At 66.5% G+C, this 26,941-nt stretch carries 17 protein-coding genes; 6 read left to right on the forward strand and 11 right to left on the reverse strand.

The window, feature by feature from the left end; translation table 11 throughout:
• Positions 1 to 22: 22 nt before the first annotated feature.
• From dnaK to hrcA, 5 genes are all read right to left on the reverse strand, one after another.
• The gene (dnaK, locus tag PWP93_RS10220) at positions 23 to 1,966 is read right to left on the reverse strand and encodes a molecular chaperone DnaK (protein ID WP_421044410.1); all 1,944 of its coding nucleotides are present in this window, start codon (positions 1,964 to 1,966) and stop codon (positions 23 to 25) included.
• A gap of 248 nt (positions 1,967 to 2,214) precedes the next feature.
• The gene (gene grpE / locus PWP93_RS10225; RefSeq protein ID WP_421044411.1) at positions 2,215 to 2,787 is read right to left on the reverse strand and encodes a nucleotide exchange factor GrpE; all 573 of its coding nucleotides are present in this window, start codon (positions 2,785 to 2,787) and stop codon (positions 2,215 to 2,217) included.
• A 519-nt stretch (positions 2,788 to 3,306) separates the two neighbouring features.
• Positions 3,307 to 3,714: an RNA-binding S4 domain-containing protein gene (locus tag PWP93_RS10230; RefSeq protein ID WP_421044412.1), complete on the reverse strand. Its 408-nt coding sequence runs from the start codon at positions 3,712 to 3,714 to the stop codon at positions 3,307 to 3,309.
• Positions 3,715 to 3,751: 37 nt separating this feature from the next.
• Complete coding sequence (hemH, locus tag PWP93_RS10235) at positions 3,752 to 4,819, reverse strand: ferrochelatase (protein ID WP_421042508.1); 1,068 nt, start codon at positions 4,817 to 4,819, stop codon at positions 3,752 to 3,754.
• A gap of 232 nt (positions 4,820 to 5,051) precedes the next feature.
• Positions 5,052 to 6,071 (reverse strand): heat-inducible transcriptional repressor HrcA, encoded by a 1,020-nt coding sequence (hrcA, locus tag PWP93_RS10240; protein ID WP_421023079.1) that lies wholly within the window; start codon positions 6,069 to 6,071, stop codon positions 5,052 to 5,054.
• A gap of 221 nt (positions 6,072 to 6,292) precedes the next feature.
• Here hrcA and PWP93_RS10245 point away from each other — a divergent pair, with 221 nt between their 5' ends.
• Positions 6,293 to 7,204 carry an NAD kinase gene (locus PWP93_RS10245; protein ID WP_035526806.1) on the forward strand — a complete coding sequence of 304 codons (912 nt, stop codon included), beginning with the start codon at positions 6,293 to 6,295 and terminating at the stop codon, positions 7,202 to 7,204.
• A 7-nt stretch (positions 7,205 to 7,211) separates the two neighbouring features.
• The gene (recN, locus tag PWP93_RS10250; protein WP_421044413.1) at positions 7,212 to 8,891 is read left to right on the forward strand and encodes a DNA repair protein RecN; all 1,680 of its coding nucleotides are present in this window, start codon (positions 7,212 to 7,214) and stop codon (positions 8,889 to 8,891) included.
• Positions 8,892 to 8,987: 96 nt separating this feature from the next.
• Here the strand turns inward: recN and PWP93_RS10255 are convergent, their stop codons facing one another.
• The 4 genes from PWP93_RS10255 to glnE all read right to left on the reverse strand — a co-directional run bounded on the left by PWP93_RS10255 (position 8,988) and on the right by glnE (position 16,162).
• A complete protein-coding gene (locus PWP93_RS10255; RefSeq protein WP_421045062.1) occupies positions 8,988 to 10,355 on the reverse strand; it encodes a c-type cytochrome in 1,368 nt (455 codons plus the stop codon).
• Between the two features lie 16 nt (positions 10,356 to 10,371).
• Positions 10,372 to 12,147 carry a GMC family oxidoreductase gene (locus PWP93_RS10260; RefSeq protein ID WP_421044414.1) on the reverse strand — a complete coding sequence of 592 codons (1,776 nt, stop codon included), beginning with the start codon at positions 12,145 to 12,147 and terminating at the stop codon, positions 10,372 to 10,374.
• Positions 12,148 to 12,153: 6 nt separating this feature from the next.
• Entirely contained in the window at positions 12,154 to 12,897 is a 744-nt protein-coding gene (locus tag PWP93_RS10265) for a gluconate 2-dehydrogenase subunit 3 family protein (protein WP_421044415.1), read from the reverse strand.
• A 424-nt stretch (positions 12,898 to 13,321) separates the two neighbouring features.
• Complete coding sequence (gene glnE, locus PWP93_RS10270) at positions 13,322 to 16,162, reverse strand: bifunctional [glutamate--ammonia ligase]-adenylyl-L-tyrosine phosphorylase/[glutamate--ammonia-ligase] adenylyltransferase (RefSeq protein WP_421044416.1); 2,841 nt, start codon at positions 16,160 to 16,162, stop codon at positions 13,322 to 13,324.
• Positions 16,163 to 16,372: 210 nt separating this feature from the next.
• Here glnE and PWP93_RS10275 point away from each other — a divergent pair, with 210 nt between their 5' ends.
• The 4 genes from PWP93_RS10275 to aroG all read left to right on the forward strand — a co-directional run bounded on the left by PWP93_RS10275 (position 16,373) and on the right by aroG (position 24,751).
• On the forward strand, positions 16,373 to 20,776 hold the full coding sequence (locus PWP93_RS10275; protein WP_421044417.1) for a YhdP family protein: 4,404 nt from the start codon (positions 16,373 to 16,375) through the stop codon (positions 20,774 to 20,776).
• Positions 20,777 to 20,855: 79 nt separating this feature from the next.
• Positions 20,856 to 21,725: a carbon-nitrogen hydrolase family protein gene (locus PWP93_RS10280; protein ID WP_421044418.1), complete on the forward strand. Its 870-nt coding sequence runs from the start codon at positions 20,856 to 20,858 to the stop codon at positions 21,723 to 21,725.
• 99 nt (positions 21,726 to 21,824) lie between these two features.
• Entirely contained in the window at positions 21,825 to 23,291 is a 1,467-nt protein-coding gene (gene tldD, locus PWP93_RS10285; RefSeq protein WP_421044419.1) for a metalloprotease TldD, read from the forward strand.
• Between the two features lie 386 nt (positions 23,292 to 23,677).
• Complete coding sequence (aroG, locus tag PWP93_RS10290) at positions 23,678 to 24,751, forward strand: 3-deoxy-7-phosphoheptulonate synthase AroG (RefSeq protein ID WP_421042516.1); 1,074 nt, start codon at positions 23,678 to 23,680, stop codon at positions 24,749 to 24,751.
• Between the two features lie 97 nt (positions 24,752 to 24,848).
• On the opposite strand, the gene hmpA is transcribed toward aroG, so the two are convergent.
• Both hmpA and PWP93_RS10300 read right to left on the reverse strand, forming a co-directional pair.
• On the reverse strand, positions 24,849 to 26,054 hold the full coding sequence (gene hmpA, locus PWP93_RS10295; RefSeq protein ID WP_421044420.1) for an NO-inducible flavohemoprotein: 1,206 nt from the start codon (positions 26,052 to 26,054) through the stop codon (positions 24,849 to 24,851).
• A gap of 168 nt (positions 26,055 to 26,222) precedes the next feature.
• Positions 26,223 to 26,879 carry a cob(I)yrinic acid a,c-diamide adenosyltransferase gene (locus PWP93_RS10300; protein ID WP_421044421.1) on the reverse strand — a complete coding sequence of 219 codons (657 nt, stop codon included), beginning with the start codon at positions 26,877 to 26,879 and terminating at the stop codon, positions 26,223 to 26,225.
• Between the last annotated feature and the right edge of the window lie 62 nt (positions 26,880 to 26,941).

Raw genomic sequence — 26,941 nt, forward strand, 5'->3', positions numbered from 1 at the left:
CCCTGGCCCTGAACGAGCAGACTTAGTCCTTCTTGACTTCCTTGAACTCGGCGTCGACCACGTCTTCGGCGGCATGCTGCGGGTTGGCTTCGGCGCCCGCGGCACCTGCAGCCGCACCCGCCGCGCCTTGCGCCGCCTGCATGTCGGCGTACATCTTCTCGCCGAGCTTCTGCGACGCTGCCGACAGCGCCTCGACCTTCGCTTCGATCGTCGCCTTGTCGGCCGACGTGTCCTTCAGCGTGTCTTCAAGTTCCTTCAACGCGGCTTCGATCTTTTCCTTCTCGCTGGCGTCGATCTTGTCACCGTACTCGGCCACGGCCTTCTTCGTGCTGTGAACCAGCGCGTCGCCCTGGTTGCGTGCGTCGGCCAGCTCGCGCAGACGGTGATCTTCTTCCGCGTTCGCTTCGGCGTCCTTCACCATCTTCTCGATTTCGGCTTCCGACAGGCCCGAGTTCGCCTTGATGGTGATGCGGTTTTCCTTGCCGGTCGCCTTGTCCTTCGCGCCGACGTGCAGAATGCCGTTCGCGTCGATGTCGAAGCTCACTTCGATCTGCGGCACGCCGCGCGGTGCGGGCGGAATACCTTCGAGGTTGAACTCGCCCAGCAGCTTGTTGCCAGCCGCCATTTCGCGTTCGCCCTGGAACACCTTGATCGTCACGGCGCCCTGGTTGTCGTCGGCCGTCGAGTAGACCTGTGCGTGCTTGGTGGGGATCGTGGTGTTCTTGTTGATCATCTTCGTCATGACGCCGCCGAGCGTCTCGATACCGAGCGAGAGCGGAGTGACGTCGAGGAGCAGCACGTCCTTGCGGTCGCCCGAGAGAACCTGACCCTGAATCGCAGCGCCCACGGCCACGGCTTCGTCCGGGTTCACGTCACGGCGCGGATCCTTGCCGAAGAATTCCTTCACCTTCTCCTGCACCTTCGGCATACGCGTCTGGCCGCCGACGAGAATCACGTCGTCGATGTCGCCGACCTTCACGCCCGCGTCCTTGATCGCCACGCGGCACGGCTCGATGGTGCGCTCGATCAGGTCTTCGACCAGCGCTTCCAGCTTGGCGCGCGTGATCTTGAGGTTCAAGTGCTTCGGGCCCGAGGCATCCGCCGTGATGTACGGCAGGTTGATTTCGGTCTGCTGGCCCGACGACAGTTCGATCTTGGCCTTTTCAGCAGCTTCCTTCAGGCGCTGCAGCGCGAGCACGTCCTTCGAGAGGTCTACGCCCTGCTCCTTCTTGAACTCGCCGATGATGTAGTCGATGATGCGCTGGTCGAAGTCTTCGCCGCCGAGGAATGTGTCGCCGTTGGTCGAGAGCACTTCGAACTGCATTTCACCGTCAACGTCTGCGATCTCGATGATCGAGATGTCGAACGTGCCGCCGCCCAGGTCGAACACGGCGATCTTGCGGTCGCCCTTTTCGGCCTTGTCCAGACCGAACGCGAGTGCAGCCGCGGTCGGCTCGTTGATGATGCGCTTGACTTCCAGCCCGGCGATGCGGCCGGCGTCCTTGGTGGCCTGACGCTGGCTGTCGTTGAAGTACGCGGGAACCGTGATCACGGCTTCGGTGACCGGCTCGCCGAGGTAGTCTTCAGCGGTCTTCTTCATCTTGCGCAGCACTTCGGCCGACACCTGCGACGGCGCGAGATTGTTGCCATGCGCCTGGACCCATGCGTCGCCGTTGTCGTGCTTGACGATCTTGTAGGGCATCAGGTTGATGTCCTTCTGCACTTCCTTCTCGTCGAAGCGGCGGCCGATCAGGCGCTTGACCGCGTACAGCGTGTTCTTCGGGTTCGTGACCGACTGACGCTTGGCCGGCGCGCCGACCAGCACTTCGTTGTCGTCCATGTAAGCGATGATCGACGGCGTCGTGCGAGCGCCTTCCGAGTTCTCGATCACCTTGACCTGATTGCCTTCCATCAGCGCCACACACGAATTGGTGGTGCCGAGGTCGATGCCGATGATTTTGCCCATTTTGTCAATTCTCCAGATTTTGATCGCTGTGCGTTCGCCGCGTCTCGCGTGGTGCGGGGGCGTTCGCCTCAGCTCAATTCGGTTTGTTTCAATTCACTGTTGCCCAAATAGGTGCCGCAAGGATGTTTTCAAGAGCTTTGGGCTATGAATTCCTTAATTTTTTTCGATCGGCGGCGTGTCGCTCGAAACAGCGCCGCCCAGACTTTCCAACGCCTTACAAAACAACGGCGAATCGACCGGCAGACGCCTTACTTCGGCTGCGAAACCGTGACCAACGCAGGGCGCAGCACGCGGTCGGCAATCACATAACCTTTTTGCAGCACCGCGACGACCGTGTTCGCCTCCTGCTCCGAAGGCACCATCGAGATGGCCTGATGGCGATGCGGATCGAACTTCTCGCCCACCGGGTTGATCTGCATCACCTTGCCCTTCTCGAGCGCGCCGATCAGTTGCTTGAGCGTCAGCTCGACGCCTTCGTTGACCTTCGCGAGGTCGTCCGAACCATGCGCCAGCGCGGCTTCGAGGCTGTCCATGACCGGCAGCAGATGCTCGGCGAAGCTCTCGATGGCGAACTTGTGCGCCTTGGCAACGTCTTCCTGACCGCGGCGGCGGACGTTTTCCGTCTCGGCCTTGGCGCGGATGAATGCATCCTGCAGTTCGGCGACCTTCGCCTGGGCCTCTGCCAGCGCTGCTTGCGCGTCGCCTTCGGGCGCCTGCGCGGCGCCTTCGGCCGCGGATTGTTGCGGCTGAGCAGCGGCTTGCGACGCCTCGTCCGCGGGCGTGGGGTTCTGGCTCGTCGGGTTCTCTTGCGTGTTTTCCATGTCGCTGAACGTCGTTGAATAGTAAAAGGGGAAACAAGGCGCGGACCGTTCTGGCCAGCTCGTTTGCTACGCCGGCGCGCGTTGCGCCAACGCTACAGCCGCCCTTGTCCATCGCGACAGCACGTGGGTGCCGGATCATTTATTTCAAGGGCCTCGCGAGGTTTTTTTATACATGGATCAAACCGCCGAAATCGCTCGTTACAACCATTACTGCAGTGCCGCAACAATGAAATTGAGTACGGGGCAACCCTGACCTACACTCAGGAACAGGTGCTGCTCACAGGGCGTTTACCCTGAGTCCGGCACCGCACCGATGGGGCCCTGCTGTTGCGTCTGTGGCCCATGTATTGGCCGTTTTGCAGCTTTTCTTCCCTTGGGGGAGTACCGTGAAACTGACCTTTGCCATCTCGGTGGTCGCTTTGGTACTCATCGCCGGGACCACCACCATCTGCATGTCCGGCGTCGTGAACGAAAATACGACGGAATACGGGGGCGTTCACGCCACAATGGAAGCGCTCTTCAATCCTCACGCGAAAGTTTGTCGATAGTGCGACGGTCGCGCTTGGTGGGCCTGCCGTGCAGCACGGCGGCGGGCTCGCGAAAGAGCCGCCTGCGCTCCTGTTCGGCCGTGCGCTGCGCACGGCCGGCCTCTGTCTCCGCATAGAGCGTCTGGGCAATGCTCGCCGGGCCGCGCACCTCGCAGATGCCGAGCACCTGCACCTCCCATACCGCGTGATCGATCTCGATCTTCACGAAGTCGCCTACGCGCACGTCCCGGGAAGCCTTCACGACATCGCCGCCGATCCGCACGCGGCCTTTGCCGATGGCGTCCGACGCCTGCGAGCGCGTCTTGAAGAAGCGCGCGGCCCAAAGCCATTTGTCGATGCGCAGACGCGCGCCGGGTTCGGTCGAAATCTTGTAATTCATGGATGCTTCCTGATTGAGCGCCGCTAAAGTCCCGCGCTCAGGCCGTCGCGCCGGCTGGAACCGGCGCCCGCACCGGCCAGCCCTGCAGGTTCTGCGCAACGATTTCGCCGAGCGCTGCGATCCACGCAGGCGACGCGTTCAGGCACGGAATACGGTGGAACTCCTTGCCGCCGCCATGCAGGAACTCGTCGCGGACCTCCATGCCGATTTCCTCGATGGTCTCGAGGCAGTCCGCCGTAAAACCAGGACAGAACACGTCGGCGCGGCGCACGCCGCCCTGTCCGAGCTCCTTGAGCGTCGGCGCGGTATAGGGCTGCAGCCACTGCGCGCGCCCGAAGCGGGACTGGAACGTGACGCGGCATTCCACCGGCGTGAGTTCGAGCGCATGCATGAGGAGCGAGGCCGTCTGCTGGCATTGATCGTGGTACGGGTCGCCGAGATCGAGCGTGCGGCTCGGCACGCCGTGAAAACTCAGCACGAGGCGATCTCCCGCCGCGAAGTCGGGGCGGCCGTGCGCCTGCCAGTACTCCCGCACCTGCGTCGCGAGCGCCCCGATATAAGCCGGATGGTCGTGATATGCGCGCACCGTGCGAATTTCCGGCTGGTTGCGCATGCGCCGCAGTTTGGCGAACGCCGCGTCGAAAGCCGTGGCCGTGGTCGACGCCGAGTATTGCGGATACATCGGCATGAGCAAAATGCGCTCGGCGCCGGCGAGCTTGAGCTGGCTGAGCATCGCCGCGATATCGGGCGTGCCGTAGCGCATCGCATGGTCCACGAGCACGGCGTAGTCGTTCAGATGCAGCAGATGGCGCAAGCCGTCGGCCTGCTTCTGCGTGTGCACGCGCAGCGGGGAGCCTTCGGGCGTCCAGACCGCCGCGTATTTCTTCGCCGACGAACGGCTGCGAAACGGCAGGATCAGCCCGCGCAGGATGACCTGCCAGATGGGCGCGGGAATCTCGACCACGCGCGGATCGGAAAGGAACTGCGCCAGATAGCGGCGCACGGCGCGCGGCGTGGGCGCGTCGGGCGTGCCCAGATTGATGAGCAGCACCGCGACGCGATGCGCACCGGCTGACTGCAGGGGTCGCTCCAGGTCGAAACGCATAGGCGGTCAGGGACGCCGCGCTTCAAGGCGCGGCAAAGGTTGCACCAGTGCGCATTATAGCGGGCGTGACTTGCGCCGGGCCGGCTCCAAAGCCCGCTCACGAGGCGCGGGATGCACGGCGGCGGCGCACGCCAACCCCCCACCGTTAGCCATTCGGCCAGTGGCGCGCGGCCCGGCTCCGGGCGATGATCGGTGCAAAGGGAAACGCGGGCAAACCGCGCGGCAAGCGCTTTCAGCTCTGGCTAAGCGTGAGCGAGAGCAGGCGCGCGGTGATGTCCACGATCGGAATCACGCGGTTGTAGGCCATGCGCGTCGGGCCGATCACGCCGAGCGTGCCGACAATCTTGCCGTTCACTTCGTAGGGCGCGGTCACCACGCTCATTTCCTCGATCGGCACGAGGTTCGACTCGCCGCCAATGAAGATCTGCACGCCCTGGGCGTGGCTCGACACGTCGAGCAGCTGCAGGAGACTCGTTTTCTGGTCGAACACGTCGAAGAGCTTGCGCAGGCGCGCCATGTCCGACGACAGATCGGCCACTTCGAGCAGGTTGCGCTCGCCGGAAATGAGCACGGTCTCGCCAGTATCGGTTTCGTCGGTGCTCGCGGTCACGGCAGCGTGCATGAGCGTGGTCATGTCGCCGCGCAGCGCGTCGATCTCTTCGCGCAGGCGCCGCCGCACCTCGTCGAACGAAAGTCCGGCGAAGTGCGCGTTGATGTAATTGGAGGCTTCGATGAGCTCGGAAGGCGTGAAGTCGCGCTGCGTCGCCATGATGCGGTTCTGCACGTCGCCTTCGGGCGTCACGATGATGAGCAGGATTCGCTTGTCCGACAGGCGCATGAACTCGACCTGCTTGAACACGTGCGTGCGCCGCGGCGTGAGCACCACGCCAGCGAACTGCGAGAGATTCGAGAGTACGCTGGCCGCCGCCGCCACCACCTTTTGCGGCTCGCCGGGGCGCAGCGTGGTCTTGACCGCCCGCGTGAGCGCGTCGTCGTCGGCCGAGGGCTCGACGGTGAGCAGGGTGTCGACGAACAGGCGGTAGCCGCGCGGCGTGGGCACGCGCCCTGCCGAGGTATGGGGGCTCGACACAAGCCCCAGCTCCTCGAGGTCCGACATCACGTTGCGGATCGTCGCCGGGCTCAGCTCCAGGCCGGAAAAGCGCGACAGCGTGCGCGAGCCGACCGGCTGACCTTCGGCGATGTAGCGCTCAATCAGCGTTTTGAGGAGGGTTTGTGCGCGAGGGTCTAGCATGACTGAAAATTCTAGCCTAATGCCGGGTTGGCGGCGAGTCCGCCCGCGCTCGCGCCTGCGGCCCGGCCGTCCGGAAACCGTGGCAGCCTGCGCACTGTTTTGGCCGGTCTGTCATCGCCGCGTCACGCCGGCCTGCAAAAAAGGGGCGCAGCCCCTGCCCACGCCCCGTGGACAAGGGCTGCCAGGTTCTTTTCGAGACCCGACTATGGTGTAATGCCGGCATGCAGATCCAGAAGATCCAGAGCCAGTTCAAAACGGTTGCGCTCGTCGGGCGCAGCAATACGCAAGGCATCGGCGAGCCGCTGATGGCGCTCGCCCACACGATTTCGCAGCGCGGCTTCGACGTGGTGTTCGAAGCGCACACCGCCCAGGAAATCGGCGCCACCGGCTATCCTGCGCTGCAGATCGCCGAAATCGGCGCGCGCGCAGACGTAGCCGTGGTCCTCGGCGGCGACGGCACGATGCTCGGCACCGGCCGCCAGCTCGCGCCCTACCGCACGCCGCTCATCGGCATCAACCACGGGCGTCTGGGCTTCATCACCGACATCCCGTTCGCCGACATGCAGGAAGTCGTGCCGCAACTGCTCGCGGGCAGCTTCGAGCGCGAGGAGCGCTCGCTGCTCGAATCACGCATTACGCGCGGCGGCGACCCGATCTACCACGCCCTTGCGTTCAACGACGTGGTGGTGAACCGCAGCGGCGTTTCAGGCATGGCGGAACTGCGCGTGCACGTGGACGGCCGCTTCATGTACAACCAGCGCTCGGACGGGCTGATCGTCGCCACGCCCACTGGCTCGACCGCCTATTCGCTCTCGTCGCAGGGGCCGTTGCTGCATCCGCAGTTGCAGGGCATCGTGCTCGTGCCGATTGCGCCGCACGCGCTCTCGAACCGCCCGATCGTGCTCCCCGACGACTGCAAGGTCAGCATCCAGATCATTGCGGGACGCGACGTCAACGTGAACTTCGACATGCAGTCGTTCACGGCCCTCGAACTCAACGACGTAATCGAGGTGCGCCGCTCGCGCCATACCGTGCCTTTCCTGCACCCGGTCGGCTACAGCTATTTCCGGACGCTGCGCCAGAAGCTGCACTGGAACGAACACCCCTCGCTGCAAGACGACCCGGAAGACTGACGCCGCCATGCTCCGCCATCTTTCGATCCGCGACTTCGTGATCGTCGCCGCGCTCGACCTTGAATTCGATAACGGCTTTTCCGTTTTCTCCGGCGAAACCGGCGCGGGCAAGTCGATCCTGATCGACGCCCTTGCGCTCACGCTCGGCGCGCGCGCCGACGCCGGCGTGGTGCGCACGGGCGAAAGCCGCGCCGACATCACCGCCGAGTTCGACGCCGCGCCGCACGTGGCGCAGTGGCTCGACGAGCAGGCGCTCGCCACGCCCGACGGCGAGGACACCGTAATGCTGCGCCGCGTAGTCGACAGCGGCGGGCGCTCGCGCGCGTTCATCAACGGCACGCCGGCCACGCTCGCGCAACTGCGCGAGGTGGGCGAGCGCCTCGTCGACATTCACGGCCAGCACGCACATCAGTTGCTCATGCGCCCCGACGCGCAGCGCGAGCTGTTCGACACGCACGCGGGCCTGGTCGACACGGCTACCGCCGTCACGCGCGCGTGGCGCGCCGCCCGCGACGCGCGCCTCGCCGTGCAAACCGCGATGTCGCGCGACCGGGAACTCCAGCTCGAGCGCGAGCGCCTTGCCTGGCAACTCGCCGAACTCGACAAACTCGCGCCGCAGCCCGGCGAGTGGGAAGAGGTGAACGCCGAGCACGTACGGCTCGCGAATTCGGCGAATCTGATCGAAGGCGTGCAAGGCGCGCTCGCGGCGCTCTCCGAATCCGACGAGGCGATGATCTCGCATCTGAACTCGATCGTCTCGAAGCTGCGCGATCTCGCCGAAGTCGATCCCGCGCTTGGCGACGCGCTCGCCGCGCTCGAACCCGCGGCGATCCAGTTGCAGGAAGCGGCCTACTCCCTCTCCCATTACGCCCAACGGCTCGATCTCGATCCGCAACGGCTCGCGCAGGTCGAGCACCGGCTCGACGCGCTGCACTCGGCGGCACGCAAGTTCCGCCTGCAGGCCGAATCGCTGCCCGAGGAACACGCGGCGCGCCGCGCCCAGCTTGCGGCGCTCGACGCCGCCTCCGACCTCGACGTGCTGCGTGCCGCCGCCGACAAGGCGCACGAGGCGTATCTCACCGAGGCCCGCCAGCTTTCGAAAGCGCGCGCGAAGGCCGCCAAGGCGCTTGGCGCGGCGGTCACGCAGGGCATGCAGGAATTGTCGATGGCGGGCGGCAGCTTCGAGGTCGCGCTGGTGCCGCTCGGCAGCAGCGCGAACGGCGAGCCGATCGGCAGCGCGCATGGTCTCGAGCAGATCGAATTTCGCGTGGCCGGCCACGCGGGCGTGCCGCTGCGCCCGCTCGCGAAGATCGCCTCGGGCGGTGAACTCGCGCGCATCAGCCTCGCACTCGCCGTGATCGCGAGCGCCGCGAGCCCCACGCCCACGCTGATCTTCGACGAAGTGGACACCGGCATCGGCGGCGGCGTCGCCGAGGTGGTCGGGCGCTTGCTGCATCAGCTCGGCCGCCAGCGCCAGGTGCTGTGCGTCACGCACCTGCCCCAGGTTGCCGCGCGCGGCGATCACCACTTCCAGGTCTCGAAGTCCGGCGACGGCAATGGCGGCACCGTCTCGGTCGTCACGCCGCTCGACAGACCGGGCCGCGTGGAGGAAGTCGCGCGCATGCTCGGCGGGCTGGAGATCACCGCCACCACGCGCCGGCACGCGAAGGAGATGCTGGCGGCTTGAGCCCGCCCGAAGGCCAGCGCAAATGCGCTGACGCACAGCGCGCGCTTCCTGCAGTGCAGGCGTGGCGGCAATCGCCACGCCAGTGAGCTTCCTTCCCTAACTGTTTTCCGCCCTCACCGGCTGCGGCGCCGCGCGCACCGCCTTGCGCACCTTCGCGACCTCGGCGGCGCTCACCGCCGGCGCACGATTGCCCCAGCTCGAACGCACGAAGGTCAGCACGTCGGCGATATCGCGGTCGGTGAGACGCTCCGCAAAGCCAGGCATGCCGAACTGTGTCGGCGCAGCCTTCGTCCACGGCATCCGGCCGCCCTTGAGCACAATGTGGATCAGCGAGGTCGGATCGTCGCTGTTGACCACGGAACTCAAGGCAAGCGTCGGGAACGTGCTCTCGTAACCGCTGCCGCTCGTGCGGTGGCAAGCCGCGCAGTTGTCCACGAAGGTCAGCGCACCATTGCTACGATCCGCGCCCGCGCGCAGCTTCCGGGTGGCGGTGGGGTCCGCTGCCAGCGCCGACCCATCCGCATGAGCAGGCGAAAGCGTCTTGAGATAGGCCGCAATCGCCGCAAGATCCGCATCGCTCATGTTCTGCGTGCTGCGCCCGACGACTTCCGCCATGCCGCCGAATGCCGCCGCGTGGGCATTGCGCCCGCTCCTGAGGAACGCGACGATCTGCTCCGGCTCCCATTCGCCAAGACCGTCCTTGCGGTCGCCGCGCAGGTTCTTCGCCAGATAGCCATCGACCACGCCGCCGGACAGGAACAGCCGGGAATCGTCGGTCAGCGCCTTCTCCTGGAGCCCGAAGCCGCGCGGCGTGTGGCAGGTGCCGCAATGCGCGGGGCCTTCCACCAGATAGCGGCCGCGCGCGACCATGCCATCGGTGGCGCCGGGTGCGCTGTCGTTCACGACATCGGGCGCGAACGCCATGCGCCAGAAGCGCAGCGGCCAGCGCATCGAAAGCGGCCACGCAATGCCCGTAGCCTTGTTCTGCTGCTCGACTGGCGCGACGTCGTGCATCAGATACGCGTACAACGCCTTGACGTCCGAGGGCGGCATCTTCGCGTAGGAGACGTAAGGCATCGCGGGATACAGCGTCGAGCCGTCCTTCGCGATGCCGCGACGCACGGCGCGGTCGAACGCTGCGAAGCTATAGCCGCCAATGCCCGTCGTCCTGTCGGGCGTGATATTGGGCGAGTAGATCGTGCCGATCGGCGAGGCGATGGCCACGCCGCCCGCATACGGCTTGCCGCCTTTGGCCGTATGGCAGGCGATGCAGTCGGCGGCCGTCGCGAGGTAGCGTCCCTGTTCGATCAGTTGCGCTTGAGCGCCCGCTGACAGCGCGAGAGGCTGCTGTACCTTCGCCGGCACGCTGGCCGGCTGCGGCTGCTCCTGGGCAAGCCCATGCGCGGCCCACGCAGCGGCGGCCAGCAGCGCGGACGATACCGCCGCCATCGTCATTTTCTTCATCGTCATGGCCTTCTCCTCAAGCCTGCACCAGCGGTGCGGGATGCTTCAGGTATTGCTCGCGGATTGCCTTCGCCGCGTGCCAGGCGAGCGCCACCACAAGGCCGGTCGGGTTGTAGCCCATGTTCTGCGGAAACGCCGATGCGCCCGTGACGAACACATTGGGCACGTCCCAGCTCTGCAAATACTTGTTGACCACACTCGTTTGCGGCGACGCCCCCATCACCGCCCCGCCCGTCGTGTGCGTCGATTGATAAAGGCGCGTGTCGTAGTGCTGCCCCTTGACGCGCACCGCCTTGAAATACGCCTCGGGCTTCATCGCCTTCGCGACCTCCTCCATGCGGCTGCCCATGTAGCCGAGCATGGCGTACTCGTTGTCGTGCCAGTCGAAAGTCATGCGCAGGAGCGGCAGGCCGTGCGCGTCGCGATAGCTCGGATCGAGATCGAGGTAAGCGTCGCGGTACGGCATGACCGAGCCCGAAATGCCGATCGACATGAAACGCTGATACGCATCGGCCACGCCCTCCTTCCATTTCGCGCCCCAGGCGGGCGTGCCGGGTACGGTCGCCGCCTGCTGGATCGGACGCCCGCCGGAGCGCGCGTGACGGATGTTCGCGCCGCCGACGAAGCCAAGCGGACCGTGATCGAACTGGTCGCCGTTCAGGTCGTCCAGGGCGACGCCGCCCGCGCCCGTGCCAATGAACGGGTTAAGCTGCGTGCCCTTGGGCAGCAGCACGTTCACCGCGCCGTTCATCTGGTACGCGTAATTGCGGCCCACGACGCCCTCGCCGGTCTTCGGGTCGTATGGCTTGCCGATGCCGGACAGCAACAGAAGACGCACGTTGTGCATCTGGAACGCCGAGAGGATCACGAGGTCGGCGCCCTGCTCGACCTCGCGGCCCTGGGCGTCGATGTAGGTCACACCGGTTGCCCGCGTCTTGTCCGCATCGAGCAGCACCTTCGTCACATACGCATTGGTTCGCAGTTCGAAGTTGGGCTTTTTCAGCAGCACCGGCAGGATAGTGGTCTGCGGCGAGGCTTTCGAGTACATATAGCAGCCGAAATCCTCGCAGAAACCGCAGAAGTTGCACGGTCCGAGACGCACGCCGTACGGATTCGTATACGGTTGCGAGCAGTTGGCGGCGGGCGCCGGATAGGGATGAAACCCCGCTTCGCGCGCGGCCTGCTCGAACAGCGTCGCGCCATAGCCGTTCTTGAGCGCGGGCGTGGGATATTCGCTCGTGCGGCGTCCCTCGAGCGGGTTGCCGCCCGCCTGGATCGTCCCGTTCAGGTTGCCGGCCCGGCCGGACGTCCCGAACACCTTCTCCGCGTAATCGAAGTGCGGCTCGAGTTCGTCGTAGGTCACGCCGAAGTCCTGCACCTGCATGCCTTCGGGCATGAACCGCTTGCCGTAGCGCTCCTCATAGCGCGTGCGCAACTGCAACTCTTCCGGCAACACGCGATAGTGCATGCCGTTCCAGTGAAAGCCCGCGCCGCCCACGCCATTGCCGAGGTAGAACGAGCCGTGCTGGCGATACGGCACGGCGAGATCGTTCACGCCGTGCCGTATCGTCACCGTTTCCTTCGAGAGATCCTGGAACAGCTTGCCGCGCACGGCGTACTTGAGTTCGTCGATGACCTTGGGGTAGGCGGCGTCGGTGGGCGTATCACGCATGTCGCCGCGCTCCAGCGCGACGACGTCGAGACCCGCATCGGTCAGTTCCTGGGCGAGAATCGCACCGGTCCAGCCAAGCCCCACGATCACGCAATCGACATGCTTCTTCTTGATGCTCATTTCGCTTCACCCCCGTCTTCCGTCGATCGACACCGGCCCGTATGGGTACTTCGCCCCAGGCTGATCGATCCAGTCCGCGTAATCTGCGCGCGTGCCCGGAAAGCCAATCGTCTTCCAGCCCACCATGCCCTTGTTGCCGCCATAGATCGGATCGGCAAAGAAGCCTTCCTTCGTATTACTTAACAAAAATGCAAAGAAGGTGGCTGAAGGAACCGCTTCGAATTCGATCTTTCCATGCTCCATCTGGCCGAGCACGGCGTCCTGATCGGCCGCTGCGAGTTGCGCGAATGGCTTGCCGCCATAGTGCCGGCGGCAGTGCTCGTCGCAGGCTTTGATGCCGTGACGATAAATCTCGCGTGGCGCGAGATTCAACTGGAAGCCGAGTTCCGGCGGCTGGTCCGGATGGAACGGGCCATGCATGTACCAGATCTTGCCGTGCCCGTATGGCGTATCCATCTGGTTGTCGATGTACTCGGGCACGCCGGCCTTGAGCGCGCCGGGACCCGAGGCGTCTTCGGGAATCAGGCGATCGACGGCGGCCTGGAGAAAGCGCCACTCGTCGGCGGTGAAGTATTCGGGATGCGATGCATGGCCGGCGCCGTCGTCCGCCGCGGCCGTCGCGGCGGACGGCGCCGCAGCATCGCTGCAAGCCGTGAGCGACAGCGCGCCGCCGGTGGCGACCGAAGCAGCAGGCACGACGGCCAGCATCTGCCGCAAGAAGCGGCGACGCGGTTCGTGAGTGTTTGACATGACGTGTTCCGGTTTGGCCTGCGACGCGGGGAAACCGGCGCCGGCACCGCGAAGCGCGGGCCAGTCGCGACGCACTTGCTGTGCGTTTTTCGATTTGGATGCGCAGGCAACGATCGATATGAGGCGTTGATATGCCAGTGGCGTCAGCACCTTAAACGATGCGCAGGCCTTTGCGAGTGGCCAGCCGGGTGTTTCATCCAGATGGATTGATACAAGTCAGACGGCGCCCGACAAGTCACTCGGCGGACACCGTCAAATCCGACGGATAAATGTTAAATATAGGAGCGAAACCGATGGAGATATTTCAATGGCAAATCCGATGCAATTACATTGCATACCTAAACATCTAGAAGCCGCTTCCGAAAACTGGAAATCGACGGCGACGCGGCGTGCGCAAACAGCAAGCCGCGTCGCTCGCCGCTCCTTAGCCCTGCTCCCCAAACACCCGTTTCCAGAGCGCCAGCACGGCTTGGCGCTCGCGCTCGACCCGCGCGGGATCGACGCGCGCCGCCTCCATGCCGTCGAGCCTTAACTGGTGCTGGAGCTTGCGATAGAGCCGGTAAGCCGAGCCGATCGTGTCGGCCTCCTCCTCGCTCATCAGCCCGAAGCGCGAGACCTCGCGCAGGAGCGCGATATTGCCCGTGTTGCGGATCAGCTCGGGGTCCTGCGCCGCGTGCAGCAGCACCCAGTACTGCACGAGGAATTCGATATCGACCATGCCGCCGCGGTCGTGCTTCAGATCGAATAGCTCGGTGCGGTTCGGGTGGCCGTCTTCCACGCGCTGGCGCATTTCGACGATCTCCCGGGCGAGCAGCGCCGCATCGCGCGGTGTCGTGAGCACCTGCACGCGAATCGCCTCGAAAGCATTGCCGATGTCCGCGTCGCCCGCCGAAAAACGCGCGCGCGTGAGCGCCTGGTGCTCCCACACCCACGCGGTATTTGCGGCGTCGCCCTCGCGCAACTGGTAGCGCCGGAACGAGCCGAGATCGGTGACCAGCAGCCCCGATTCGCCGTTGGGCCGCAGGCGCAGATCGACGTCGAACAGCGTGCCCGCGCCCGTGGAGGTCGTGAGCCAGGTGATGAGCCGCCGCGCGAACGTCGCGTAGATCTCCGAGGCGCGCTCGTCCTCGTCGTCGTAGAGGAAGATGAGATCGAGATCCGACGCGTAGCCCAGTTCCTTGCCGCCGAGCTTGCCGTAGGCGATCGCGGCGAAGCGCGGCACCTCGCGGTGGCGCTTCGCGAACTGCTTCCACACGGTTTCGATGGTCACGTCGAGCACCGCGTCCGCGAGCTCGGAGAGCCGGTCGCTCACGTGCTCGACCGACAGCCGGCCCGCGAGGTCGTTGAGCAGGATGCGGAACACCTCGGCCTGGTGCGCGTGGCGCAGCAGGTCCATCTGCTGCTCGACGTCGGCAGCGGCCGCCAGGCGCGCGCGCAGCAGACGCGAAAACGCCGGCCAGTCGAACGGCGTGGCGACCGCTTCGTCGTCGAGCAACTCGTCGAGCAGTTGCGGATGGCGGACCAGATAGCCCGCCGCCCAGCGCGACGCGCCCAGCACCTTGAGCACGCGATTGAGCGCATCCGGATATTCGGTGAGCAGTGCGAGATACGCGCCGCGCCGGATCACGGCTTCGAGCAGATCGAACATGCGCGCGAGCGTGTCGCCGCGCCGCTCGCGCGGTTCCAGCGTGCGCGCCGCTTCGAGCGCGCGCTGCGCGACGCTGTCGAAGCGCTCGCGGCTCTTCTCGGGCAGCCCCGTATAGCGCGACGACTGCCACAGCCCGCGCAGGCGCGCGAGCAGCGGCGCGGGATCGTCGATGCCGAGTTCCGCGAGACGTTCGAGCAGCGTGCCGTCGGCGCCCTCTTCGGTTAGCGCGTCGCTCCAGACCCAGGCGGCCGCGCCGTCCCCGGGCGCGCCGCAGCCGCTGTCGCCGCTCACTTTGTCGGAGAAAATCTGGTCGAACTGGCGCTCGACCTTCTCGCGATGCGCGTCGAGCACCGTCATCAGCGCGGCGTAGTCGTCAAAGCCCATCGACTTCGCGAGGGCCACGCGCTCTTCGGGATCGACGGGCATCGCATGGGTCTGCGCGTCATCGCGGTATTGCAGCCGGTGTTCGAGCTCGCGCAGGAAGTTATAGGCGCTCGTGAGCTCGCTGCAAACCTCGGGCGCGATCAGCCCGCGCGCCGCCGCGTAGCCGAGCACCGCGAGCGTCGGGCGCACCCGAAAGCCCGCGTCCTGGCCGCCGCGAATCAACTGGAACACCTGCGCGCTGAACTCGATCTCGCGGATGCCGCCGCGCCCGAGCTTGATGTCGTCGGCCTTGTCGGGGCGCATGGAGGCGCGGCGCTGCGCTTCATGGCGGATCTGCATGTGCAGCGAGCGGATCGCGCTGATCACGCCGAAGTCCAGATAGCGCCGGTAGACGAACGGCTTCACGAGCCCTTCGAGCTGCGAGGCGAGCCGCAGCGCGCTTTCGCTCGACGTCTCGGAGACGAGCCGCCCCTTGATCCACGCATAGCGCTCCCACTCGCGGCCCTGCACGTAGAAGTACTCCTCGAGCATGCCGAGGCTGCATACGAGCGGACCCGAGTCGCCGTTGGGGCGCAGCCGCATGTCGACGCGAAACACGAAGCCGTCCGCCGTCACGTCGGAGAGCGCGCCGATGAGGCGCTTGCCCACGCGCGCGAAGAAGTCCTGGGTGGCGATGGGCGAGCGCTGGCCGCCCGTGGTTTCGCCGTCGTCCTCGTAGACGAAGATCAGGTCGATGTCCGACGACACATTGAGCTCGCGCCCGCCGAGCTTGCCCATGCCCACCACGCCCAGCGTCAGGCGCTCGCCGTTCGGCCCGCGCGGCTCGCCGAAGACCGCCTCGAGGTCCGCGCTCACGACCGCCAGCGCGCGCTGGATCGTCAGTTCGGCGAGATCGGTCATGGCGCCGGTGACCTCGACGACATCGGCCGCGCCGGCGAGGTCGCGCTCCATCACCGCGCCGATGACCTCGGCGCGCAACTGGCGCAGCGCCTTCTTCAACTGCTCGTCGGTGAGCGGCGCAGCGGCGACGGGGATGGCATTATCCACATTGGCCGCATTGGCCGGGCCGCCGCGCGCCTCGTCGCACAACGCATCGAGCCGCGCGGACAGCGTCGCGCGCGTGAGCGGCGCAGCCGCAAGCGCCTGAACCTGATCGGCCAGGCCAGCGCGGGCCGCATAGGCACGCGCCGCATAACGCGAATATTGGGAACTCAGAAGGGAAATGTCAGTCATGGTGGATCTTTGCCCGGCTCGTGGAGCGGGGGTTGGGTGGAGGATGGGTCAACACCGGCATTGCGTCAGCCGCCCCCGCCGCCGTGCCAAAAACCCCGTGCACCAGCGCGCGACAGGCCATCCCGGCTTCCCCGGATGGCCGGCTCCATGGCCCCCTGTGATACATTTCGACGTCAGAACGCAACGCTACCATACCCCACCCGCCGCAGCATGTCCGAGCGTAACGACCCCGCGGGCCAGCATCAAACCGGACATGCCAGCCGGGAAAATGCAGGCGTGGGCTCACAGCACCATCACCCTGTCCTGCGCCACACGTTCCGCGTGCTGGCCGGCATCGCACTCGTCCTTTATTTCATCGTCGCGGTGCTGCTGCTCGGCCTGCGCTATGTCGTGCTGCCTTACGTGGACGATTTTCGTCCGCGCATCGAAAAGCTGGTCTCCGACAAGATCCACGCCGAGTTTCGCATCGGCAAGCTCTCGCCTCACTGGTCGGGCTTCCAGCCCGGCATCGACGTCGCGGGCCTGACGATCCGCGACCGCCACGGCAACCTCGCGCTGAACGTCCCGCACGCAACCGCCGCGGTCTCGTGGCGCTCGCTCGTGAGCTTCGAGCTGTTGCTCTCCAGCGTCGTGGTCGAGCGCCCCGACGTGCTGATCGCGCGCGAGGACGACGGCATGCTCACGGTCGCCGGCGTGCCGGTGCCCACGGCGCATACGGGCAACGCCACCTTTACGACCTGGCTCATGCGCCAGCAGGCCATCGTGCTGCGCGGCGGCACGCTGCGCTGGCACGACGCCACGCGCGACGCGCCCGAGCTCAAGCTCTCGGACATTCGCCTCGCCATCCTCAACGACGGCTACGACCACCGCGTCGCGCTGCAAGCGCCCGCCGAGGGCACGGTGCTGCACGGGCCGCTCGACTTCCGCGCGCACTTCCGGCACGCGCGCAACGCGCAGGCGGGCAAGCCGCTCGACTGGAGCGGCGACGCCTACGTCTCGACCGGCCCTGTGGACCTGCCCACGCTGGCACGCTACATCGCCTTGCCGCTCACGACCTATGCCGGGCGCATCAACAATGCAATCTGGGCGCACTTCGAGGCGGGCCGCATCAAGTCCGCCGACGGCGTGCTGAGCGGCAACGACATCGCGCTGCGCGTGAAGGCGACCCAGCCGCGCCTCGACCTGCCGGTCGCGCAATTCAGTTGGCGCATCGCGGCCGAGCCCGGCGACTACACCCTGCAAATGCGCGATTTCCATGCCGAGCTCGGGCAACCGCCGCTCGACGACGGCACGCCGCTCACGCGCTCGCTCGCGTTCACGACGCTGGACGGACATATGCGCCAGCAGTCGCTGCAGCACGGCCAGCTCCTTTCGGTCAATGGCGACCGCATCGATCTGGGCATCCTCGCCGAATTCATGCGCGCGCTGCCATTGCCGGGGCGCGTGCAGAACGCGCTCGTGCGCTTCAATCCGCAAGGCGTGATCGCCAATTACGATCTCGCGCTGGAGCGCGCAAGCCCCGAGGGCGGCGAAGCGGCCGCCGAGCAGCGCGACAAGAGCGTCGAGCCCATCGTCCACTATCGCTTCAAGGGCGACCTGCAAGGCATCAGCGTGGCAGCCCAGGAGCCGGGGCCCGGCCTCACGCCGCGCGGCCATCCGCGCGCGGGCCTGCCCGGCATCGAGAACCTCTGGGGGAAAATCGACGCCGACGAATCGCGCGGCTCGCTACACCTCGACACGGCCGCGAGCACGCTCACGCTGCCGGGCGTATTCGACGATCCGCGCCTGAAGTTCGACCGCCTGTGGGGCGCGATGACCTGGACGATCGCCGCGCAGCGCCAGCCCGGCGACAAGCTCAAGGCGTTCGCGGTCAACGTGAGCGAGCTGGGCGTGCAGAACGCCGACGCGCGCGCGACCATGACCGCGCACTACACGAACCCCGGCCACGGACGCGGCGCGCTCGACCTCGTCGCCAAATTCGATACGGCGCAGGTCAAGGCCATCGCGCGCTATCTGCCCACCAGCATCCCTGAGAAGACCCGCGTCTATCTGGGCCACGGGCTGCAGGCGGGGGTCTCGAAAGGCGGGACCATCGAGATCCATGGAGATCTCGCCAAATTCCCCTACTCGCGCGACCCGGAGGCGGGCCAGTTCCGCATCGTCGCGCCGTTCCAGAACGGGCGCTTCGAGCCGACGCCGTTTCCGCCGCGCACGCTGCGCAACGGCGCGCCGAACGTCTGGCCCGCGTTCGACGGCATCGACGGCGTGTTCCAGCTTCACGAGAACAAGCTGCGCTTCGACGTCGCGCGCGGTCATTACCGCAACTTCGTGCTGCGCGACGTGACCGGGCGCATCGACGAACTCGGCATCAAGGGCTCCGACATCGTGATCGAGGGCGCGGGGCGCGGGCCGCTCGCGGACCTGCTCGATTATGCGGACAACAGCTCGATCGGCGCGATGTCGAAACACGCGACCGAGAAGGTGCAGGCGCAGGGGCCGGCCACGCTCGCGCTCAAGCTCACGATCCCGCGCAAGCCGATGCCCACGGTGAAGGTGGCTGGCGCCATCGGCTTGGAGAACGACACGCTCACGGCCAATAACGTGCCGCCGCTGTCCAGCCTCACCGGCAAAGTGCACTTCACGAACCGCAGCGCGCAGGTGGAGCGGCTCACGGGACGCTTCCTTGGCGGCGAGGTGCGCGCGAACGGCGGCCTGAGCGATGACGGCCGCTATCACGTGAACGTGGCCGGCAACGTGGCCGTCGACGCGGCGCGCGGGCTGAACCTGCACGGCACGGCGGCGGCGGTGCTTGGCCGCTTTTCGGGCTCGGCGCCGTGGTCGCTCTCGGTGGCGGGCGAGCGCGGCCATCTGCCCGACGTGAAGGCGCACTCGGATCTGACCGATCTCGCGATCGACTTGCCCGCGCCATTCGGCAAGACCGCGGGCGCGCCCATGCCGCTGCGCTTCGAGCTGCAGCCCGGCGCCGGCGACGGCAGCGACACGGAGACGACGGCCGCCGCCGACGTCCCGCTGTACGAGCATGCCGATCTCACGCTCGGGCCGCTCGCGGCGCGCTACGTGCTGCGCCGCAATCCGGGCCACGTGCCAGGCGTGGTGCGCGGCGTGATCGCCATGAACCGGCCCGCCGATCTGCCCAGCGAAGGCGTGGTCGCGGTGGTCGACGTGCCCACCTTCAACGCCGACGCATGGCGCGGGGTGGCGCAGGAGCTGCGCGGCAGCGCGGCAGCAAGCGAAGCCGCGGCTGCAGCGGCGCCGCCCGCATCGCAGGCGGCGGCAAACGCCCGCCCGCCACAACCCGCATCGCAGACAACGGCGAGCGCCGGGAACACCGCAAGCGCAACGAGCACAGCAAGCGCGCCCCAAGCCGCATCGACAGCAAGCGCCGAAAGCCCAACCACCGCGCCCGTCCCCGGCGGCGCGTTCGCATCCTATCTGCCCTCGCGCTTCGCGGTCCACGTCGGCATGCTCACGCTGCTCAAGCGTCACTGGGAAAACGTGATCGTGGGCGCCACGCGCACCGGCAAGCAATGGCAGGCCAACGTCGCGTCGAATCAGGTCTCGGGCCACGTCGCGTGGAAGCCGGGCCCCGTGGCGGGCTCGCCCGGCACGCTCGAAGCGCAGCTCGCCCGCCTCGTCGTGCCCGCCGCGACCGAGAACGATCTGCTCGGCCAGGCCATGTCGCAGCGCGCCCAGAACATGCCGTCGATCGACCTCGTCGTGAACCAGCTCATCGTGCGCGACCACGACTTCGGCCGCCTGCAGATGAGCGCCCACAATTACGTCGACAACGGCGTGCCGGTCTGGCAGCTCGACAACCTCGACATCACCAACCCTGACGCGCACTTCACCGCGACCGAGAACTGGCGAGCCGTGGGCGACGAAGCACCCCCCGCCGACACCGCGGGCGGCGCGAGCGAAACACCGCGCCGCACCGCGCTCGACTTCCACCTCGACATCAAGAACGCGGGCTCGCTGCTCGAACGCGCGGGCGTCGCGCATGTGGTCAGGGACGGGCAAGGCACGTTGAGCGGCAAGCTCGCGTGGCGCGGCGGCCCGACGGCGCTCGACTATCCGACGCTTGAAGGCAGCCTCGCGCTCGACCTGCACCACGGCCAGATTCTCAAGATCAATCAGGGGGTGGCGTCGCTGCTCGGGGTGCTGAGCCTGCAAAGCTTCGCGCACTTTCCCGAGATGGATTTCCACGACCTGTTCGGGCCGGGCCTGCCGTTCACGAGCGTGACGGGCACCGGACAGATCCAGAACGGCGTCGGCCGCACCGACGACTTCAAGCTCGTGACTGCGCCGGGCCGCGCGCAGATGGCCGGCACCATCGACCTCGCCCACAAGACCCAGGATCTGCGTGTGCACGTCGTGCCCACGGTGAGCGCCGGCGCGGGCGTGATCGCCGCGACGATCATCAACCCGTTCTTCGGGCTTGGCGCGCTGATCGCCGATATCGTGCTCCTGCATACCGTCGAAGTGGCATTCGCGCGAACCTATGCGATCACGGGTTCGTGGTCCAAACCGCATGTCGAGCGACTGCCGGACGATCAGGGTAAGATGAATACGCCGGTTCCGGCGGCGGCGCATTGAGCGGCGCAGCGGCTTGCCGCGCGCCTTCGTGCCGTGTACCGCAACCGGCCCCCCCCGTCTCTCTTCTCAAGAGCCGTCGATGAGCCATCCCCCCTCTCCCGCAACGCCCGTCCCCAGTAGTCTCAGTGACTCTGGCAGCACGCGGTTTCGCGTCGCCGCGTTGCAGATGGTCAGCACGCCCGATCGCGAGCGCAACCTGGCCGACGCCGAGGGCCTGATCGGAGAGGCCGCCAGTCAGGGCGCGCGCCTCGTGCTGCTGCCGGAATACTTCTGCTTCATGGGCCACAAGGACACCGACAAGCTCGCCATCCGCGAAGCTTACGAAGACGGCCCGATCCAGCGCTTTCTCGCCGCTGCCGCGAAGCGCCACGGCGTCTGGATCATCGGCGGCACGCTGCCGCTGAAAGCGCCCGAAGAAAACCGCGTGCTGAACACCACGCTCGTGTTCGATCCGAGCGGCGCGGAGCGCGCACGCTACGACAAGATTCACCTCTTCAGCTTCGAAAAAGGCGCCGAATCGTTCGACGAAGCGCGCACGATCCGCCCCGGCGCCGAGGTGCGCACCTTCGACGCGCCGTTCGGCCGCGTCGGCCTGTCGGTCTGCTACGATCTGCGCTTTCCCGAGCTTTACCGGCGCATGGGCGACTGCGCGCTGATGGTGGTGCCGTCGGCGTTCACGTACACCACGGGCCGCGCGCACTGGGAGACGCTGCTGCGCGCCCGCGCGGTCGAGAACCAGTGCTACGTGCTCGCGGCGGCGCAAGGCGGCCAGCACGAGAACGGCCGCCGCACATGGGGCCATAGCATGCTGATCGACCCGTGGGGCGAGATCCTCGACGTGCGCGACGAAAACCCCGGCGTGGTGATCGGCGACATCGACCTGGAACGCATGGCCGCCGTGCGCGCAAGCCTGCCGGCCTGGCGGCATCGCGTGCTGGGCAACCCCTGAGACGCCATCCACGAACCGTAAACGAGGCGCTTGAATTCAAGGCGTTTCACCCGAACCTATTCCGACAGACACCGCTAACTGAGATTGCTAACTGAGCGCATGAACATCATCGAACCCGGCATCCGCAATCTGGCGACCGCGAAGGACCTGCTCCTTACGCCCTACGGCCTCGACGAGGCAGTGCTCACGCGCACGCTCGGCGAGATTTTCACGCACCGCGTCGACTACGCCGACCTCTACTTCCAGACCACGCGCAGCGAGGCCTGGAGTCTGGAAGAAGGCATCGTCAAGTCGGGCAGCTTCAGCATCGACCAGGGCGTGGGCGTGCGCGCCGTGTCCGGCGAGCGCACCGCCTTCGCCTACTCCGACGACCTCTCGCCCGAGGCGATCCGCCAGGCCGCCATCGCCACGCGCTCGATCGCGCAGGCCGGCGGCGGCAAGCAGAAGATCCAGGCGGCCACCTCGCTCAAGGGCATCGCGGGCCGCGACCTCTACCTGCCCGCCGATCCGCTCAACTCGCTCGACGCCACCGAGAAAGTGAAGCTGCTCGAGCGCATCGAGCAGATGGCGCGCGGGCGCGACCCGCGCATCAGCCAGGTGATGGCCGCGCTCGCGGGCGAATACGACGTGGTGCTGGTCGCGCGCAGCGACGGCGCGCTCGCCGCCGACATTCGCCCGCTGGTGCGCGTCTCTGTCACAGTGATCGCCGAGCAGAACGGTCGCCGCGAGATCGGCAGCGGCGGCGGCGGCGGTCGCTTCGACTACGCGTATTTCACCGACGAGGTGCTCTCGAAGTACGTCGACGATGCCGTGCACGCGGCGCTGGTCAATCTGGAAGCGCGTCCGGCCCCGGCTGGCGCGATGTCGGTGGTGCTCGGCCCGGGCTGGCCCGGCGTGCTGCTGCACGAAGCCATCGGCCACGGGCTCGAGGGCGACTTCAACCGCAAGGGATCGTCCGCGTTCGCGGGACGCATCGGCGAGCGGGTGGCGGCCAAGGGCGTCACCGTGGTCGACGACGGCACGCTGCCCAACCGCCGCGGGTCGCTGAACATCGACGACGAAGGCAACCCCACGCAGTGCACGACGCTGATCGAGGACGGCATCCTCAAGGGCTACATTCAGGACTCGCTCAACGCGCGCCTCATGAAGATGCCCGTGACCGGCAACGCGCGCCGCGAGTCGTACGCCGCGCTGCCGATGCCGCGCATGACCAACACCTACATGCTCAACGGCGACAAGGATCCGCAGGAGATCATCGCCTCGGTCAAAAACGGGCTCTACGCCGTGAACTTCGGCGGCGGCCAGGTCGACATCACCAACGGCAAGTTCGTGTTCTCGGCCTCCGAGGCCTACATGATCGAGAACGGCAAAGTCACCTACCCCGTGAAGGGCGCGACGCTGATCGGCAGCGGCCCGGAATCGCTCAAGTACGTGAGCATGATCGGCAACGACATGCGCCTCGACTCAGGCGTGGGCGTGTGCGGCAAGGAGGGCCAGAGCGTGCCGGTGGGCGTGGGCCAGCCGACGCTGCGCATCGATCGCATGACGGTGGGCGGCACGGTCTAAGCGTCCAGAACTGCAGGATTCATGCGCGGCGATGCGGAAAAACCGCATCGTAGCGCGGATTTTCTGCAGCTAGCGCTGGTAGCGCGCGGATAATCCGCATTTTTTCACGACCCAGCTTGTCAGCCACGAGAAGCTCGGGTTATAAAGGCATTCACCCTTTTCGACGTAACGAACGTTTTCGAGTCCGAATCCGCCATGTTCGCCACGAAGTTTTATTTTTACTTTTTTTGGTATCTCAGACCGCTGGCGGATCGAGAGGGTTGACAGTACGCGCAGGAACCCGAATACACGAAAAACCGCCAGCAAAGCCTGGCGGTTTTTTTTCGCCCCACAGTTTCGTCATCGAGCACGACGCACGCTACACACCGGATCAGGAGAAAACGACCATGCCCCCGCACAACACCGACGATGTCCGCATCCGCGAACTCAAGGAACTCACGCCGCCCGCTCACCTGATCCGCGAATTCCCGTGCTCGGAAGCCGCCTCCACGCTGATCTTCGAGTCGCGCCGCGCCCTGCACCGCATCCTGCACGGCATGGACGACCGCCTGATCGTGATCATCGGGCCGTGCTCGATTCACGACACCAAGGCCGCGCTCGAATACGCGAACAAGCTCGTGGAGCAGCGCACGCGCTTCAAGAACGAGCTCGAGATCGTGATGCGCGTGTACTTCGAAAAGCCGCGCACGACGGTGGGCTGGAAGGGCCTCATCAACGATCCGTACATGGACAACAGCTTCAAGATCAATGACGGCCTGCGCACCGCGCGCGAGTTGCTCGTCTCGATCAACGAGCTCGGCCTGCCGGCGGGCACCGAGTACCTCGACATGATCAGCCCGCAGTACATCGCCGACCTCGTTTCGTGGGGCGCGATCGGCGCGCGCACGACCGAGTCGCAGGTGCACCGCGAACTGGCCTCGGGTCTCTCGTGCCCGGTCGGCTTCAAGAACGGCACCGACGGTAACGTCAAGATCGCCGTGGACGCGATCAAGGCCGCCTCGCAGCCGCACCATTTCCTCTCGGTGACGAAGGGCGGCCATTCGGCCATCGTCTCGACAGCCGGCAACGAGGACTGCCACGTGATCCTGCGCGGCGGCAAGACGCCGAACTACGACGCGCAAAGCGTGGACGTGGCGTGCAGCGACATCGGCAAGGCGGGCCTCGCGGCGCGCCTGATGATCGACGCGAGCCACGCGAACAGCTCGAAGAAGCACGAGAACCAGATTCCCGTGTGCGCCGACATCGGCCGCCAGGTCGCGGCCGGCGACGAGCGCATCGTCGGCGTGATGGTGGAGTCGCACCTCGTGGCGGGCCGCCAGGATCTCAAGGAAGGCTGCGAGCTGACCTACGGCCAGAGCATCACCGATGCCTGCATCGGCTGGGACGAAAGCGTGGGCGTGCTCGAAGGGCTCGCCGAAGCGGTCAAGCAGCGCCGCGTCGCGCGCGGCAGCGGTAACTGAGCCGTTTTTCGCGCTGCAACGAAAAATGCCCCGGCGCTGAACGGCACCGGGGCATTTTTTTGTCCGCGGGAAACGCGGCTGCGAGCGCCGCAGTGCTTCAGTCGAGCATGCCCGAACCGAAGATCTCCGTGTAGATGCGCGCGGGATCGACGCCGCGAGCGACCAGCGCGTCGCGCTGCGCGCGCATGAACGCGACCGGGCCGCAAACGTAGTAATCGGCATCCGGCAGGATCGCTTCGGCGGCGATGCGATCGAGCTCGACGCGGCCTTCGAAGTCGTAGTCGATGCCCACGCGGTCCTGTGCGCCCACTTCTTCGTAGAACACCGCGACCTTCACGTTCGGATGCTCGGCCGCGGCGCGGCGCATCCACTCGCCGAACGCGTGCACGTCACGGTTGCGGCAGGCGTGCACGAAGGTCACCTTGCGCTCGCTGCGCTCGGCCAGCAGCGTGGCCAGCATCGACGCCATCGGCGTGATGCCCACGCCGCCGCTCATCAGCACGACCGGCGAGGCCTTCTTGCGATCGAGCTTGAATTCACCCATCGGCGCGCTCACGTGCACGACCGCGCCTTCCTCCACGCCGTCATGCATCAGGTTCGAGACGTGGCCCGGCTCGACTTCGCCCCGGCCGTCCTCGCGCTTGACCGAGATGCGCAGCCAGCGGCCGTGTGGTGCGTCGGAGAGGCTGTACTGGCGCGGCTGGTCGACGCCCAGCTTGTCGACATAGCGTGTCACGCTTACGTACTGGCCCGGCTCGAAGCCGCCCGCCGGCGCGCCGTCCGCGGGCGCGAGGTAGAACGACGTGATCTCGTCGCTTTCGACGTGCTTGCGCATCACCTTGAACGGACGGAAGCCGCTCCACGGCGCGGCTTCGTAGAGCTTCGCCTCGGCGCCGATCATGATGTTCGCGAGCTGCTCGTAAGCCACCGCCCACGCGTCGAGCGTGGGTTGATCGACGGCGTCGCCCAGCACGTCCACCACCGCGCCCAGCAAATGCCGCCCGACGATCGGATAGTGCTCCGGACGGATGTTCAGGCTCGCATGCTTGTTCGCGATGTGCGAGACCGCGCCGCCGAGCGCGCCGAGGTTGTCGATGTTCGCCGCGTAGGCATAGACCGCGCGCGCGAGCGTCTCCGGCTGGCTGCCGCTCTTCTGGTGCGTCTGGTTGAAGAGGTTCTTCAGTTCTGGATGCGCATTGAACATCCGCGTGTAGAAGTGCTTCGTGATGGTGGTGCCGTGTTCGGCGAAAACAGGCGCGGTGGCCTTGACGCGGGCGATCTGGTCGGCGGTGAGCGCAGTCATTGAGGCTTCTCCTTGTTAAACATGCGGATACGATACATGTTTAATGAGATACGCCGCCCCAGGCATTTTGTCGCACCACAGCATTTTCCGCGTTGCGGGATGCGGGCAGCATGGCGGTCCGGCTTTGCAGGCCGGCCGCCCGTATTCCACGCCCGTGCTTCGGTCCCGTTATTTGCTGGAGCCGGTGTCGGGCTCGCTGCCCGGTTTATCCGCTGATTCACCCGACGCCGCGCCGCGGTCGTGAAGCCAGAGCACATCGGCGCCGCCGGCCGCGCGGTTGAGCACGCGCGCGAGCACGAACATCAGGTCGGAGAGCCGGTTCACATAGCGGCGCGGCGTTTGCGCGAGCGGCGCGGCCGATTTCCCCGCCCCGTCTGCCCCACCCGCCGCGCTCGCGTCCTGCGCCGCGCCGAGCGCGACGATCATGCGCTCCGCGCGCCGGCACACGGTGCGGCAGACGTGCGCGAGTGCCGCCGCGCGCGAGCCTCCCGGCAAGATGAACTCCTTGAGCGGCGGCAGCGTGGCGTTGTACTCGGCCAGCCAGCCATCGAGGCGCTCGAGTTGCGCGTCCGTGACGATGGTGTGCCCGGGCATGCACAACTCGCCGCCCAGGTCGAACAGGTCGTGCTGGATGTCCGTGAGCGCGGCGCGCACGTCGTCCGGCAGCGTCTCGCACAGCAGCACGCCGATGTGCGAATTTAGTTCGTCGACCTCGCCGATCGCAGCGATGCGCGCGTCGTCCTTGCGCACGCGGCTGCCGTCGCCGAGGCCCGTCGTGCCGTCGTCGCCGGTGCGCGTCACGATCTTGCTCAGGCGGTTGCCCATGGTATGTCTCTCCGAATAGCAAACTGATTGAAGCGCAATTGTGCCGAACCCGGCCTGCATGG

The sequence above is a fragment of the Paraburkholderia sp. A1RI-2L genome (assembly GCF_048957375.1).
Classification (GTDB): Bacteria; Pseudomonadota; Gammaproteobacteria; order Burkholderiales; family Burkholderiaceae; genus Paraburkholderia.

What these genes read in the sequence shown, in the direction of transcription:
- dnaK (WP_421044410.1), bottom strand. Translation starts at nt 1,966, where the DNA reads ATGGGCAAAATCATCGGCATCGACCTCGGCACCACCAATTCGTGTGTG.
- grpE (WP_421044411.1), bottom strand. Translation starts at nt 2,787, where the DNA reads ATGGAAAACACGCAAGAGAACCCGACGAGCCAGAACCCCACGCCCGCG.
- PWP93_RS10230 (WP_421044412.1), bottom strand. Translation starts at nt 3,714, where the DNA reads ATGAATTACAAGATTTCGACCGAACCCGGCGCGCGTCTGCGCATCGAC.
- hemH (WP_421042508.1), bottom strand. Translation starts at nt 4,819, where the DNA reads ATGCGTTTCGACCTGGAGCGACCCCTGCAGTCAGCCGGTGCGCATCGC.
- hrcA (WP_421023079.1), bottom strand. Translation starts at nt 6,071, where the DNA reads ATGCTAGACCCTCGCGCACAAACCCTCCTCAAAACGCTGATTGAGCGC.
- PWP93_RS10245 (WP_035526806.1), top strand. Translation starts at nt 6,293, where the DNA reads ATGCAGATCCAGAAGATCCAGAGCCAGTTCAAAACGGTTGCGCTCGTC.
- recN (WP_421044413.1), top strand. Translation starts at nt 7,212, where the DNA reads ATGCTCCGCCATCTTTCGATCCGCGACTTCGTGATCGTCGCCGCGCTC.
- PWP93_RS10255 (WP_421045062.1), bottom strand. Translation starts at nt 10,355, where the DNA reads ATGAAGAAAATGACGATGGCGGCGGTATCGTCCGCGCTGCTGGCCGCC.
- PWP93_RS10260 (WP_421044414.1), bottom strand. Translation starts at nt 12,147, where the DNA reads ATGAGCATCAAGAAGAAGCATGTCGATTGCGTGATCGTGGGGCTTGGC.
- PWP93_RS10265 (WP_421044415.1), bottom strand. Translation starts at nt 12,897, where the DNA reads ATGTCAAACACTCACGAACCGCGTCGCCGCTTCTTGCGGCAGATGCTG.
- glnE (WP_421044416.1), bottom strand. Translation starts at nt 16,162, where the DNA reads ATGACTGACATTTCCCTTCTGAGTTCCCAATATTCGCGTTATGCGGCG.
- PWP93_RS10275 (WP_421044417.1), top strand. Translation starts at nt 16,373, where the DNA reads ATGTCCGAGCGTAACGACCCCGCGGGCCAGCATCAAACCGGACATGCC.
- PWP93_RS10280 (WP_421044418.1), top strand. Translation starts at nt 20,856, where the DNA reads ATGAGCCATCCCCCCTCTCCCGCAACGCCCGTCCCCAGTAGTCTCAGT.
- tldD (WP_421044419.1), top strand. Translation starts at nt 21,825, where the DNA reads ATGAACATCATCGAACCCGGCATCCGCAATCTGGCGACCGCGAAGGAC.
- aroG (WP_421042516.1), top strand. Translation starts at nt 23,678, where the DNA reads ATGCCCCCGCACAACACCGACGATGTCCGCATCCGCGAACTCAAGGAA.
- hmpA (WP_421044420.1), bottom strand. Translation starts at nt 26,054, where the DNA reads ATGACTGCGCTCACCGCCGACCAGATCGCCCGCGTCAAGGCCACCGCG.
- PWP93_RS10300 (WP_421044421.1), bottom strand. Translation starts at nt 26,879, where the DNA reads ATGGGCAACCGCCTGAGCAAGATCGTGACGCGCACCGGCGACGACGGC.